Below are 13734 nucleotides of genomic sequence, written 5' to 3' on the forward strand. Positions count from 1 at the left end.
CTCCTGAAGATGGTGGTCCGGTCGGACGGACGTGCCCGCCGGGCACGTCGTCGCCCGTCATCCCGCGGCGCGTACCGCCGGCAGGACGTCGCGCGCGATCAGTTCGAGCTGGCTGGCCGGGTCGAGCGAACCGATCCGGACGACCACGTGCCGGGCACCGGCCCGGACGTAGCCCACGAGCCACCGCGCGCACTCCTCAGCGCTCCCCCAGCCGTACGCCTGCAACGCGGCCATCTGCTCGAGCGGTCGGCCGTAGTAGCGACCGACGTAGTCAGCGAGCTCCGCCTTGGCCCGGTCCCGGTCCTCGTCGACGGTGACCGTGGCGTATAGGCCCGCCGTGACGGCCCCCGGCGCCCGGCCCGCCTCCTGGCAAGCGGCGACGACAGCGCGCCATGCCTGGTCGTAGGCCTGCGCGGTGGGCAGGAAGGGAAGCCAGCCGTCGTAGTACCGCGCCACCCGTGCCGTCACCGCCGGGGTGTCGCTGCCGGCCAGCCACAGTGGCGGTCCCCCGGGCCGGTGCGGCGGCGGCAGCCGGTCGAGACCGGCCACCTGCCAGTACCGTCCGGTGAACTCCGCCGCGACGGCGCCGTCGGTCCGCCAGGCCTGCCGCCACAGTGCAACCGACTCGTCCAGCCTGCCCACCCGCTGCCCGAAGGACGCGCCGACGGCGGCGAACTCGGCCTCCGTCTCGGGGACCGGGAAGCCGGCGCCGAGTCCCAGCACCAGGCGGGACGCGGACACGTGGTCGAGGCTGGCGATCAGGTTCGCCACGATCAGCGGGTGGCGCAGCACCGGTGTCAGTGCCGCGGTGCCCAGCGTTACTCGGCTGGTCACCGCCGCGACCGCGGCGAGCACCACGAACGGGTCGAACCGCGGCCTGGCGGTCAGCGAGTCGCCGACCCACACTGAGTCGAAACCGAGCGCCTCCGCCTTCCCGGCGAACGCCAGCAACGGCTCCGCCGCGAACCTGCCGGTGACCGCCTGCTCCCGGGTCGGCAACAGTACGCCAACGCGGACGGGTTCAGCGGTGGCGTCCACCGTCGGCTCCTTCCTCGCAAACCTCGACCCGCGCACCGGTGGTGGGCGCCGCCGTCGAGGTGGCGCTCAGTTGCTCGCGCACGACCCGGCGCAGGAGCTTTCCGGCCGGGTTGCGGGCGAGCGTGTCCATGGCGTGGAAAGCCACGGGCAGCTTGTAGTCCGCGAGCCGCTCCCGGAGGAACAGCAGCAACTGGCGGGGCACCAGTTCGACGCCCGGCCGGAGCACGACGCAGGCATGGACCGCTTCGCCCCACGCCTCGTCAGGCAGGCCGACGACGGCGGCGTCGACGACGTCGCGATGTTCGCAGAGCTCCTTCTCGACCTCCGCCGGGTAGATGTTCTGGCCCGCCACGATCACGGTGTCGTTGATCCGGTCGCTGAGGAACAGGTAGCCGTTCTCGTCCAGGTAGCCGGCGTCCCCCATGAGCAACCACCCGTCGACCAGCGTCGCGGCGGTGTCCTTCAAGCGCGCCCAGTAGCCGAGCATCCGGGCCGGTGTCCGCACGCAGACCTGGCCGACCTGGCCGACCGGCAGCGTGGCGCCGACCGAGTCGATGATCTTGATCTCGTTGCCGGGGCAGGCCAACCCGGCCGAGCGCAGCAGCGGACTACCCGGCTGGTGCGCAGCGGGCGGCAGGCAGGTCGCGACGCTCGCCGTCTCGGTGCTCGCGTAGATCTGTGCGAACTCGCAGCCAAAGACTTCCAGGCAACGGGTCAGCAGGCTCGCCGAGACGGGCGCGCCGCCGTAGGCGATCTTCCGCATCGACCGGAAGGCGTCTGGGCCGGCGTCGCGCTCGTCGAGCATCATCCGCAACATCGCGGGTGCGGCGAAGGTCGTTGTCACCCCGGCCTCACGGATCAGCCGTACCGCCTCCTGCGGGATGAAAGCGCGCATCACGACGTTGGTCGCCCCGGCGTTGAAGCCGTGCATGAACCACCCGATGCCCGCCGTGCCGAGTCCGGGCAGGCTGATGAGGCTGACGTCGTCCGGGCGCCAGTCGATCCAGTCCAGCCCGGCGGCGCGCAGGTAGGCCGGCAGCGTGAAGAAGCTTCGATGAGCCACGACGGCGCCCTTGGGCTGGCCGGTCGTGCCGCTGGTGTAGATCTGCACCACGGCGTCGTTCGGGCCGGTCCCCGGGTCCAGGTCGGTCTCGGGCGCGGTCGACCACCAGCCGCGCAGGCCCGCGCCCGGGTCGGCCGACCCCGGCTGGTCGACGACCACGACGGTGCGCAGCGTCGGCAACTGCGGCCGCACCCGGTCGGCCACGGCGACGAAGTCGGCGTCGACGAACAGCACCTCGGCACTGGCGTCCCGAAGCACGTGGTCGACTTCGCTCGCGGTCAGCCGCCAGTTCACCGGCACCAGGACCGCACCTGCTTTCGCGCAGCCCAAGATCACCGTGTAGTAGTACTCGGACTCACGGCCGAAGTAGGCGACCCGCGTCCCCACCCCGGCACCGGCCGCCCGCAGCGCGTGCCCGACCCGGTTGCTGTCGCGGTGCAGCCGGCCGTAGCTGACGACCCGGTGCTCACACCGGATCGCGGGCCAGTCCGGGCGAGCCGCGGCGTGGGCGGCCGACGTCGCCGTCAAGGTCCACTCCGCCGGTGGGGACCAGCCGTCCGGCGGGGCGCTGGTGCTGGTGTCGCTGGAGCGCGTGTCGGCCGGGCTGGTGTCGAGCAAGGGTCTCAACTCCGTTGGGCGGCTTGGCCCCGGGCGTCCGGGTCCGTGGCGGTAGTGGTAGGGGTAGTGGCGGTGGCGGAAGTGGCGGTGGCGGAAGTGGCGGTGGCGGAAGTGGCAGTGGCGGAAGTGGCAGTGGTGGTGGCAGCGAGCTGGCCGTCGAGGAACTCGGCCAGTTGTCGCGGCGACGGATGGTCGAAGGTCAAGGTGGCCGGCAGCGGAAGCCGCAGGCTGCCCTCCAGGCTGGTTTTCACCTCGAGCGCCATGAGCGAGTCCAGGCCGAGCGCGACGAACTCGGCCGCGGGATCCACCCGTTCGCCGTCGTCGAGGTGCAGCGCGGCACCGACGAGGTCGAGCACGAGTTCGGCGAGCGCGGCCGAACGGTCGGCGGGCGACTTGGCCAGCAGCGCGGCCACGTCGAAGCCACCGCCGAGGTCCACCCGGCCACGGGCGACCCGCGAGTACAGCGCGTTATCGAGCAGGCTCGGCGCGATGTACCGGTCCCAGTCGAACACGCCGGCGACCAGGTTGGGCGCCGCCCCCGTCAACAGCGAGGGCAGGGTTCGCAGCGCCCGCCCCGGCGAGAACAGCCGGATGCCGCTGCGCCGCAACTCCCGACCCAGGTTCTCGTCGAGCCGGGCCGACATCCCGACCCGCCCCCAGGCTCCCCAGTTCACCGCGAGAGCAGGCAGGCCCTGCCGCGCCCGCCAGGCCACCAGCCCGTCCAGGAAGGCGAACGCCGCGGCGTAGTGAGCTTGGGTGGCACCGCCCACCACCGCGGCGACGGAGGAGTGGGCCAGGAAGAAGTCCAGCTCCGGGAAGCCGAGGCTGGCCTCGTGCAGCAGCCACCCCCCGTAGACCTGGGCCCGAAGCTGCTCGTCGACGGCCTCCCAGGTCAGGTTCCCGATCAGCGACTTGCCGGCGACCCCGGCGGCGTGCACGATCCCGCCCAGCGGGAGGCCGGTCTGACGCACCAGTTCCACCAGGCGTTCGACGTCCGGTGCCGAACCCACGTCGGCGCGCTCGACGGACACCACGGCCCGGTCGGACAACGCCGCCAGTACGTCGGTCGCCTCGGGCGTCGGCCGGCCGCTGCGACTCGTCAGGACCAATCGCTTGGCGCCCAGGTCGACCAGCTTCTGCGCGGTGACCAGGCCGAGCCCGCCCAACCCGCCGGTCACCAGGTAGACGCGATCTGGCCGCACCGGAGCCGGTGGGGCGTCCGCCTCGCTGACCCGGACGGCTACGGCGGGCTCGACAGCCGCAACGGGCTCCGGACCGACCTGAACCAAGGCCACCACCGGCCCGGTGTCCCGGCGGGCCGCGGCCAGCGCTTCCGGCACCTCGTCGAGGTCGTACAGTTCGACCCGGTCGATCTGGCGCGTACCGGCCGGCCCGGCCGCGCGCGCCCCCGGCGTCGCTGCTCGGACCAGGGCCGCGAGTGCGTCCGCGAGGTCGTTCCCGTGCGAGAGGGCGGTCGCGGCGCTCGACGGGACGGTCACCGTTCGACTCACGGTTCCCGGGCCGGTCACCGCGACGTGGTCCCCGACGGCGAAGGCGGCCTGGTCGCCGGCCGCGACCACGGTGCCCGCCCAGCCGACGGCAGCGACGGCCGGCAGCGCGTCCCGCCCGTCCGGCGGCTCCGCCACGGCCGGGGTGTCCGTCGTCGCGCCCGGGGTGTCCGTCGCGGCCGAGGTGTCCGTCGTCTCGCCCGAGGTGTCTGTCGCGGCCGGCGGTGCCACTGCCGGCGGCGAGCCGTCCAGGGCCGCCAGCCGGACTCGGACCTGGACCTGGTCGCCGACCGGCGCCGGCTCGTCCACGGGCTCGACCGTCATCTCGTCGACGACGCCGGCTGCGGCCGGCCGCACCACGAACCCGCCGTCCCAGTCCGGGGTGCGCTCGCCGGCCAGCAGCCGGCGGACGTAACGCCGCCCGCGCCGGTAGGCGAGCTGGAACTCACCGGTGTCGGGCGCCTGCCACTGCTCGACCAGGCCCGCCAGGTCCGCGTCCCCCGCCACATCGACGAGGCAGGCTCGGTAGCGGGGGTACTCGTTCAGCAGCGCGTGGCCAAACCCCCACAAGGTCGCCGCGGCTAGCTGCTCACCGGTGCCTACCTCGTCGCCGGGCAGCCACTGGGCTCGCTTCGTGACCAGCCACAGCCGAGGCGGCCGGGGTAGGTCCGCCGCGTTCAGCACCGCGACCAGCTCGAGCAGCGCCCGGTAGTTCAGCTCGCACTCGTTGCGCAGGCTGGCCGCCGTGGTCTCGCCTTGGGCAGACCGCCAGAACCAGCACAGGTCGGTCACCGTCGGGTCGCCGAGAGCGCCTGCCACACCGCCCGCCCCCTCGGCAGCGGCGAGGAACGTCGTCCGCACGCCGTCCGCCGCGGCGGGTTCGGCGAGCCCGGCCGCCGAGTCGCCAGGCTCACGGCCCAGCACCAGCACGTGTCGCGGCTGCGACGCCAACTGGGGCGGAGCCGTACGGCGCAGCCAGGCCAACCGGTGCAGGAACGGGTACGACACCCCGGCAGCGCCCAACCGCACCTCGCGCAGCTCCGCGACCACTACCTCGTCCTCGAACAGCACGACGTCGGCCACCCACCGGTCAACCGCCGCCCTGCGCAGCCGCGCCACGACGCGCAGGTGCTCGGCTCGCGGCTTGCGGAACAGCCGCAGCCGGCCGACGCCGCTCGATACGAGCACCGGGCCGTCCGGGTGCAGCGCCGCGACCGCCTGCAGCGCGCACTCGAGCAGCTCGGGCGGGAGGTGTTCGACCACGGTGGCCGGCCGCCCCGCGACGGTGCCGGTCAGCAAGCCGCCGCTGTGCCCGCGCACCTCGGCGACCAGCCGGAAGCGCTCGCCGTACTCCCGCCCGACGGCAGCGAGGTCGGTGTAGAGGTCCTCGTGGCTCACTCGGTCTTCGACGGCGCCCGGGGACCGCGCCCGGTCCCGCAGCGCCGCACCGACGCCGGACAGGACGGCGGACTCGACGTCTTCCTCGGCGAGCACCGCGCTCGCGTGCGGTGTCGGCTGGTCCGGCCGACCGCTGGACACCACCACGTCGAAGCGGCCGTCGGCGCGGGCGGACAGCCGGGTCCGCACCTGCACGCGGCCCTCTCCGACAAGCCGAAGCGGATCCTGGACCCGTAGGTCACTGATCGTGCCCCGGGTATGCCCGAAGGCCGCGTCCTGGAGGGCGAGCAGCAGTTCGACGTAGGCCGCGACGGGCACCACCACCTCGCCGTCCGGCCCTGGGTGGTCGGCAAGGTAGGCGGGCCGTTCGGGCGAGTACTCGGCGACGAACTCGCGCGCCTCGCCGGGCCGGCGCTCGCCGGGAGACTGCTCCTGCCCGAGCAGCGGGTGGTAGCCGGCCGCCGACCCAGGACTGCTCGGCCCGCCGTCGACGGGAAGCCAGTACCTTTTCCGGGCGAAGGCGTAGCCGGGCAGTTCGATCTTCGACAACGTCCGGCCCGCGTGCACTCCCGCCCAGGAGACGGCCACGCCGCCGGCGTACAACTCGGCGAGCCCGTGCAGGACGGTGTGGGCGGACGGGTCGCGGCGACGGAGGCTGGCGATCCAGCGGTGGTCGTCGGCCGGCAGGCACTGCCGCGCCAGGGCGGTCAGCGAGGTCGACGGGCCGATCTCGACGAAGGCGTGCTGGCCGCGCTTCTCGACCGCTCGCAGGCCGGCCATGAACAGCACGGGTTCGCGGACGTGGCGCACCCAGTAGTCCGGCGTACCGATCTCCGCGAACCGGGCGAGCTGGCCGGTGACGTTCGAGACGAGCGGGATCGACGGTTCGCGAAACGTGACGCCGGCGACGGCCGCGCGGAGCTCGGCGGCGACCTCGGCCATCAGCGGCGAGTGGAAGGCGTGCGACACGGCGAGCGGCTCCACCGACAACCCGCGCAACCGAAGCCGCTCGCCCAACGCCGCGAGCTCGTCACGGGCGCCGGAGACGACGCACTGACCGGGGGCGTTGACCGCGGCCAGCGCCAGGCCGGGGAACTCGTCGAGCATCGGCGCCACCAGCTCGGGGGCGGCGCCCACCGCGGCCATCCCGCCCGGCGTCCGGACCGACTGCATCAACCTGGCACGGCTGGCCACCAGCAGGACCGCGTCGGGGAGGTCGAACAACTCGGCGACCGCCGCGGCGGCCACCTCTCCGATGCTGTGACCGATCAGCACGTTCGGCCGGACGTTCCAGGACGTCCAGAGCCGGGCGAGCGCGTACTCCAACGTGAACAGTGCCGGTTGGGTGTAGCGGGTCTGGTCGATCAGCTCGTCGTGCCCGCTCTCCCCCAGCAGCAGCGCGCGGACCGAGGTGTCGAGGTGCGGCGCGAACAGCCGGTCGCACTCGTCGACCTGACGACGGAACTCGGCGAACCGCCGGTAGAGGTAGGCGCCCATACCGGGGTACTGGCTCCCCTGGCCGCTGAACAGAAACCCGACCTTCCGGATCTTCGCCAGCGCCGGCTGCTGCTGTAGCGACTCGGCGCCGAGCAGCTTTTCCAGGTCTGCTCGGCTCGTGACCACGCCGGCCTGGCGGTGACTGAAATGAGCCCGGCCGACGTTGCTCGTGTAACACAACCGTTCGACGTCCAGCTCCGGGCTGGCCTCGACGAACTGCCGGTAGCTTTCGGCCTGCCGGCGCAACGCCGCCTCGTTCTTGCCCGACAGCGTGAACACCGCCGCCAGCGGCGCGGCCTCGTCACCGGCAGGCTCGTCACCAGCAAGCTTGTCACCAGCAAGCTCGCCGGCGGCCGGCGCGTCCGGTCGCGGTGCCTGCTCGACGACAGCCGCCGCGATCGTCCCGGCGAAACCGAAACTGTTGACCACCGCGCGGCGAACCGGCCCCGGCCACGGTTCGAGCTCGGTCGGCACCCGCACCGGGTACACGTCCCACGGGATCCGGGACGACGGCTGGTGGAAGTTGAGGTGCGGGAAGATCGTGCCAGCGCGCAGCTGCAGGACGGTCTTGATGACGCCGACGAGGCCGGACAGCGGTTCGGTGTGGCCGATGTTCGTCTTCACCGAACCGACCAGCAGCGGGTCGTCGTGGGTGTGCGAGGCCGAGAAGACGTCGTTGACAGCGCCGAGTTCGATCGGGTCGCCGATCGGCGTCCCGGTCCCGTGCGCCTCGACGTACTGGATGTCGCGCGGTTCCAGCCGGGCTGCGGCGATCGCTCGGCGGATCACCAGTTCCTGGGCCGGACCGTTGGGCACGGTCAGCCCGGCGCTGTCACCGTCCTGGCCGATGGCGGTGCCACGGATCAGCGCGAGGACCGTGTCCCCGTCACGTTCGGCGTCGGAGAGCCGTTTGAGGACGAGGACGCCGCAACCCTCGGCCCGGACGTAGCCGTCCGCCGCGTCGTCGAAGGTCTTGCACTGACCGTCCGGTGCGAGCATCTGGCCGTGGGAGAACATGACCATGATGCGCGGGTGGTGCAGCGCGTTCACCCCGCCGCACAGCGCCAGGTCGCATTCGCGCCGGCGCAGCCCTTCCACCGCGAGGTGCAGCGCACTCAACGACGACGAGCAGGCGGTGTCGACGCTGACGCTCGGGCCGCGCCAGCCCAGAAAGTACGACAACCGGCCGGACAGCGGGAACATCGAGATGCCCGACGCGAGCAGGCCGTCGAGCGCCTCGTACGGCAGCCCGTCGAGTTCGAGGGCGTAGTCGATGGAACTGGCACCGACGTAGACGCCGCCGTTGCCTCGACGCAGCGGCGTCGGGTCGATGTTGGCGTGTTCGAGCGCGTGCCAGGCGGTTTCGAGAAGCAGCCGCTGCTGCGGGTCGACGTACTGCGCTTCTTTCGGCGAGATGTTGAAGAACGGCGCGTCGAACAGGTCGATCCGGTCGAGGAAACCGCCGCCGGTTGTTTGGATCTTCCCCTTCTCCGACGGGTCGTCGGGGACGAACAGGTCGGGGTCCCAGCGGTCCTTCGGCAACGGACCGACACCGGACCGGCCGGCCCGCAGGAAATCCTCGAACTCGTCCGGTGACTCCGAACCGCCCGGCAGCCGCAGGCCCATGCCGACGACGGCGACCGGCTCGTACTTCTCACGCAGCAGTCGCGTGAGAAGTACGCCGTCCGACTCGGGCGAACCGGGGGTAGGGCGAAGATGGTCGACTGTCACCGACTCACGCGACACGCCACAGCTCCTCTCAACAGTCGTCTTGCGTGACACTTACGAGTCGGACAGCTTTCCGTCCAAGTAGTCGACGACCTGGCCTACCGTCGGCTGGTTGAAGAGCACCGTCGCATCGATGTCCACACCGGTCCGCGCTTCGAGTTTCTTTCTCAGCTCGCCCAGTCGAAGCGAGGTGAGGCCAAGGTCGAAGAAACTGGTGTCCAGCTCCAGCTCGTCAGACGCCGTCATCATGAGAGCCTCCTTGAAATACGCCACGACGAGGTGTTCCACCTCGTCGTGGCGTTCCGGCGCTGGCAGCTCGGACAGCCCGTTCAGGTGCGACGTCGGGTTCATTCAGATTCGCCGTTCCGCCGTGTTCCGTGAGGCGGCAGGACCGCACTCCGTCTCCGTTTGCACCCCGATACGAACAGCGCGCGCTGACAGCGCACTGACCGGCAACTGACGAGACGGCTTTATGCCCTTCCGGCGGCGCGACGGTCCGGCAGGACAGTCGCGCCGAATGAATCGGTCAGGCCTGTGGTCCTGCCACAGGGGCGGCAAGCAACCCGGTCAGCAGGCTGCGCAGGGTCCGCTCGAACAGGTTTGACGGCGGTTCGGTAGCCGGCGGCTGGCAAAACGCGGCAGCCAGGTGCGGGTAGGCCGCCAGGTCGACGCCCGCGAACGAGAAGGACCCGGCGGCGGCCTCGGCCCGGACGAAGAGGCTGACCACGCCGGTCATCATCCCGATCGCCTCGAACTTGGCAGTCGGCGCGCAGCGGACCGGCTCCAGTATCCGCAGGAAGTTGTCGAACCAAGCCAGGGTCTCCGGGCCGGGGCCGGGGGGCTGGTGGCTTACGTCGAGCAGCCAGCGGTGGCGCCGGTACAGCGCCAGTTGCGCGCCGGCCAGCTGCAGCATCCCGTCCAGCCAGTCGGCCTCGGCCGGCGGGTACGGCCGCAGTTCACCGACGACCCGGTCACTCATCAGGTCCAGCAGGTCGCCGCGAGACGACAGGTACCGGTAGAGCGACCCGGCGCTCGTACCCAGCGCGGCGGCGACCGCCCGCATCGACACCACCGCCAGCCCGTCGCGGTCAGCGACGGCGCGGGACGCCCAGCGAGTGACCTGCCCGGTGACGGTCCGGTCCACGGAAGATGCGGCCCGCGCGGCGAGGTGTTCCAGCACCCAGGCGTTCGCGCGGACGGGGTCGGAGTGGAACCCGTCGACTATGTCCGCCATCCGATGGCGGCGAGCGCCATCGGATGGACGGCAAGTGGCGCGGGAAGTCGGAGTGCGAGCGCGACAGCGTGCGAGTCGGCCGCGAACACCGCCTCGGCGGCGTCCGTCGCGGGACCGCTGCCGTAGCGGCCGACCTCGGGATGGTAGGTCGCCAGGGTCAGTCGGGAGGCCGCGCCCGCGTCGCAGAGTTGTCGTCCCCACGTGCCGACCGCACGTGCGACCTCGGCGTATTCCTCTTGGCCGACGGCGCATATTCGCAGCCGTAGATGGTCGGTCTCGCGGACGCTGCGATAGCGGGCGAACCAGTACGGTCGGTCGCCGTCGAACAGGGCGAGCAGCCGGGGCAGGTGCGCGCGGATGACGTCGTCGAGACATTCGGGATGGGTGAAGACTTCTGCCTGCTCCGTTCCGTCGGCAGGCTCCGCGCCGCGTTCGTCGCCGTCAGGACGCCGCGTGGCGTCGGCATCGGCGTCGCGCGGGCTCATCCGCGGGTCCGCCGTGGATCAAGATTGACCAGGCCGTTCTCCACCCCCAGCTCCATCAGCCGGGCCTCGACGAAGTCGCGGAACTCCCCAGCACGGAACATGGTGTGGGCGACGGCGAGGTCGAGATGGAACGGGAACCCGCGGGCCGTCGCTGTCGCGGCGACGTCCGGGAGGCCCCTGGTCCACAGCGCGGCGGCCTGCTCGACCCGCTCACAGTGGCCACTCCAGGAGAAATGGCCGGTGCCCGGCCTTCAGCAGGACGATGGTCACCTCCGGACCGACCTCTCCGATGAAACTGCGGAAGTTGCCGCGGTCGACGGTATTGAATCCCGCCTTCGTGACCCCGGAGTCGGAATCCCCGTCGAGAAAGGTCGTCAGGTCATCCGAGAGTGTGCGCAGCTCGATGTACTCGCCCGGTTCCAGGATGGCCCCGGCGTTGAGGACGTCGAGGTCCTCCGGGCTCTCGCTGACGGCGATGAACTGCTGGTCGGCCACGTAGCGCCGGGTGAGCTCGAAGACCGGCGGCAGGTTCTCCCGCGGCAGGCCGACACCGGTGCGCAGTTCGTAGGGAATCAGCTCGCCGTGGATCAACCGCCAGTCGGCATCCTGGGAGAGCAGGATCTGACGTTCACCGAACAGCATCAGCGCCCGGCTGGCCAGGTTGGAACCGCCATGCACCTTGCGCAGGTTGTCGAAGAACTCCCGGGCAGTGTCGCCCTGGGCGGTGAGTTCGTGCTCGAAGACGCGGGTGACCAGCCGAACGGACTCACCGGTGTTCGTCACGACGACGACGCGACGACGCCGATCTGGATCTTCGTCCCGCTCAGCAGCGGCACCGCCGCCAGGGTGCCGTCGGCGGCAGCGACGACACCGGACCGCAGCAGATCCCTCGCCCAGGCCGATGCCTCGTGTGAGGGGCGTCGAATGAGGCTCCGCAGGCCGGGATTCTCGGCAAGGATCTCGGCGCGCAACTGTTCCCGCCGCGCATGCGACGCGAGAACCGCGCGGTCGACCCGCTCACGGAGCTGATCGATGTGCTGTTCCAGATCCGTCCACGGAGCGACGGCCAGGATGTCGGCGAGGCTACGTACGTCCGCCTGACCTGGCGTCTTGGCCTGTTCCTGCGCCTCGGCCTGACCTGGCACGCCAGCCTGTCGGGCCGTCGGATGGTGGGCGTGCAGTCGCTCTGGCGGAGACATGACCAACGCCCTCCCCCGTGAACCGCGCATACGTCACCACCCGGTCACCAGATCGTTGCACCAGGTGGGCCGACTCGGTGCGGAAAACGGTAAATTCCGGTCGCATCGACACCGTGCGTTGTGACCACGGTGTCAGCGCGCGCCAGGCCCCGAACGACGGCCGGAGGCGAGCATCGGAGCGAGCCAGGCCGGAGCGGAGTCAGGAGCCAGCGGTGGCGGACACCCCCTGCCGAACCGTGGGCTGCCGACAGCCCGACCCCCACAATGGTCAAGCGTCGACCGCCGGCGGCCCCGCCCGTCGAGCCGCTGTGCGACGGGACTGCTGTCACGGGCCCGCTGTCACGCGAACCGCGCGCGAGGCACGCAGGCAGGACCTGCTGCACCGGGCCCGCGCCGAGGACGTGCCGCACTAGCCTCGGGCTTTCACCGGGCTGATCGTCTGTTGGGCGGCGACAAATGGGAAAGCGCTCCTGAGCAGGGAGGATTGGGCTTGCTGAGGGCCTGATCGATCCCGTTCCAAGGAGCACCTTCGCGGTGAAGTTTACCGGTGTCTACCCGTCTGTCCCCGTCGACGCCGCCGGGCGTGGTGTCGTGTCGTCGGCCGGCGGGCTTCTGCTGACCGAGACGGCCCGGGTCTCCGGGCTGGGGGCCGCGCTGTCTGAGGCGCTCGCGCCGTGGCGCGCGCCGACGGCGACGCATGATCCGGCGAAGGTGCTCACCGATCTGGCGGTCAGCCTCGCGCTCGGGGGTGACTGCCTGGCCGACATCGGCCTGCTGCGCGTCGAGCCGGAACTGTTCGGCCTGGTGGCGTCGGATCCCACGGTGTCACGGACCGTCGACCGGCTGGCAGCCGATGTCGACCGGGTCCTGGCCGGGGTGTTCCAGGCGGTGGCGGCCGCGCGGGAACGGGCGTGGGCACTGGCCGGGACACACGCCCCGGACCAGACGGTCAGCGCTGACGATCCGCTGGTCGTGGACCTGGACGCGACCCTGGTCCCTGCCCATTCCGAGAAGGAACAGGCGAAACCGACGTTCAAAAAAGGGTTCGGGTTCCATCCGCTGTGGGCGTTCATCGACCAGGCGCCGACGGCACCGGGGAAGCGGCCGCTGTGCTGCTGCGCCGGGGCAACGCCGGATCGAACACCGCGGCCGACCACATCGCCGTGGCCACCGGTGCTCTCGCGCAGCTCCCACGACGGCTGCGCCGCTGCCGCAAGGTCCTGATCCGTACCGACGGCGGCGGAGGCACGCACGAGTTCGTCGCCTGGCTGGCGCGGCGCCGGCTGGCCTACTCGGTCGGGTTCACCCTCACCGACGACCACGCCGAACAGATCGCCGCACTGCCCGAACAGGCGTGGACCCCGGCCTACGACGTCGACGAGGTGCCCCGGCCCGGGGCCTGGGTCGCGGAACTCACCGGGCTGCTCGACCTGTCCGGCTGGCCGCCGGGCATGCGGATCATCATCCGCAAGGAACGCCCGCACCCCGGCGCCCAGCTACGCATCACCGACTCCGACGGCCACCGCTACACCGCGTTCGCGACGAACAGCCCCCGCGGCCAGCTCGCCACCCTCGAACTCCGCCACCGCCACCGCGCCCGCTGCAAGGACCGCATCCGCGGCGCCAAGGACACCGGCCTGGCCAACCTGCCCCTGCACGACTTCGCCCAGAACCAGATCTGGTGCGCGGTCGTCGCCCTCGCGCTCTGCCTGACCGCCTGGGCCCAGATGCTCGCCCTCACAGGCCACCAGGCCCGCCGCTGGGAACCGAAACGGCTACGCCACCGGCTCTTCCGCCTCGCCGGCCGGATCGCCCACCACGCCCGCCGCACCATCGCGCACCTGCCCGACCACCACCCCTGGACACCACTCGCGGTCGAGGCGATCACCCAGCTACGCGCCCTGCCCGCACCCGGATAGCCACCGGCCTCCCCGCCCCGCCGACCCGAAGGACCCACCCCGGAACG

Annotated in this window: 8 protein-coding genes and 1 pseudogene; 1 reads left to right on the forward strand and 8 read right to left on the reverse strand. The window is 71.7% G+C overall.

Features of this window, described 5'->3' with window-relative positions:
• Positions 1–57: 57 nt before the first annotated feature.
• The 8 genes from FRANEAN1_RS28565 to FRANEAN1_RS41625 form a co-directional block, all read right to left on the reverse strand.
• Positions 58–1038, reverse strand: a complete 981-nt coding sequence (locus FRANEAN1_RS28565) for an LLM class flavin-dependent oxidoreductase (RefSeq protein ID WP_020463227.1) — start codon at positions 1036–1038, stop codon at positions 58–60.
• A complete protein-coding gene (locus tag FRANEAN1_RS28570) occupies positions 1022–2629 on the reverse strand; it encodes a long-chain-fatty-acid--CoA ligase (protein WP_049796047.1) in 1608 nt (535 codons plus the stop codon). Before FRANEAN1_RS28570 ends, FRANEAN1_RS28565 begins: the two co-directional genes overlap by 17 nt.
• A 95-nt stretch (positions 2630–2724) precedes the next feature.
• Positions 2725–8868 carry a type I polyketide synthase gene (locus tag FRANEAN1_RS28575; protein ID WP_020463229.1) on the reverse strand — a complete coding sequence of 2048 codons (6144 nt, stop codon included), beginning with the start codon at positions 8866–8868 and terminating at the stop codon, positions 2725–2727.
• 36 nt (positions 8869–8904) lie between these two features.
• On the reverse strand, positions 8905–9201 hold the full coding sequence (locus FRANEAN1_RS28580) for an acyl carrier protein (RefSeq protein ID WP_020463230.1): 297 nt from the start codon (positions 9199–9201) through the stop codon (positions 8905–8907).
• Between the two features lie 175 nt (positions 9202–9376).
• Complete coding sequence (locus tag FRANEAN1_RS42590) at positions 9377–10084, reverse strand: TetR/AcrR family transcriptional regulator (RefSeq protein ID WP_020463231.1); 708 nt, start codon at positions 10082–10084, stop codon at positions 9377–9379.
• Positions 10072–10569, reverse strand: a complete 498-nt coding sequence (locus FRANEAN1_RS42595; RefSeq protein ID WP_041254883.1) for a thiopeptide-type bacteriocin biosynthesis protein — start codon at positions 10567–10569, stop codon at positions 10072–10074. Before FRANEAN1_RS42595 ends, FRANEAN1_RS42590 begins: the two co-directional genes overlap by 13 nt.
• A gap of 210 nt (positions 10570–10779) precedes the next feature.
• Complete coding sequence (locus FRANEAN1_RS28595) at positions 10780–11352, reverse strand: hypothetical protein (RefSeq protein WP_020463232.1); 573 nt, start codon at positions 11350–11352, stop codon at positions 10780–10782.
• Complete coding sequence (locus FRANEAN1_RS41625) at positions 11349–11768, reverse strand: hypothetical protein (RefSeq protein WP_020463233.1); 420 nt, start codon at positions 11766–11768, stop codon at positions 11349–11351. Before FRANEAN1_RS41625 ends, FRANEAN1_RS28595 begins: the two co-directional genes overlap by 4 nt.
• Positions 11769–12302: 534 nt before the next feature.
• On the opposite strand from FRANEAN1_RS41625, the pseudogene FRANEAN1_RS28610 reads away from it, so the two are divergent.
• A pseudogene (locus FRANEAN1_RS28610) lies at positions 12303–13687 on the forward strand (IS1380 family transposase).
• Positions 13688–13734: the final 47 nt, after the last annotated feature.

This window comes from Parafrankia sp. EAN1pec (assembly GCF_000018005.1).
GTDB lineage: Bacteria > Actinomycetota > Actinomycetes > Frankiales > Frankiaceae > Parafrankia > Parafrankia soli.

Coding starts and splice junctions, on each gene's coding strand:
- FRANEAN1_RS42595 (WP_041254883.1), bottom strand. CDS start 10,569: ATGAGCCCGCGCGACGCCGATGCCGACGCCACGCGGCGTCCTGACGGC.
- FRANEAN1_RS42590 (WP_020463231.1), bottom strand. CDS start 10,084: ATGGCGGACATAGTCGACGGGTTCCACTCCGACCCCGTCCGCGCGAAC.
- FRANEAN1_RS28580 (WP_020463230.1), bottom strand. CDS start 9,201: ATGAACCCGACGTCGCACCTGAACGGGCTGTCCGAGCTGCCAGCGCCG.
- FRANEAN1_RS41625 (WP_020463233.1), bottom strand. CDS start 11,768: ATGTCTCCGCCAGAGCGACTGCACGCCCACCATCCGACGGCCCGACAG.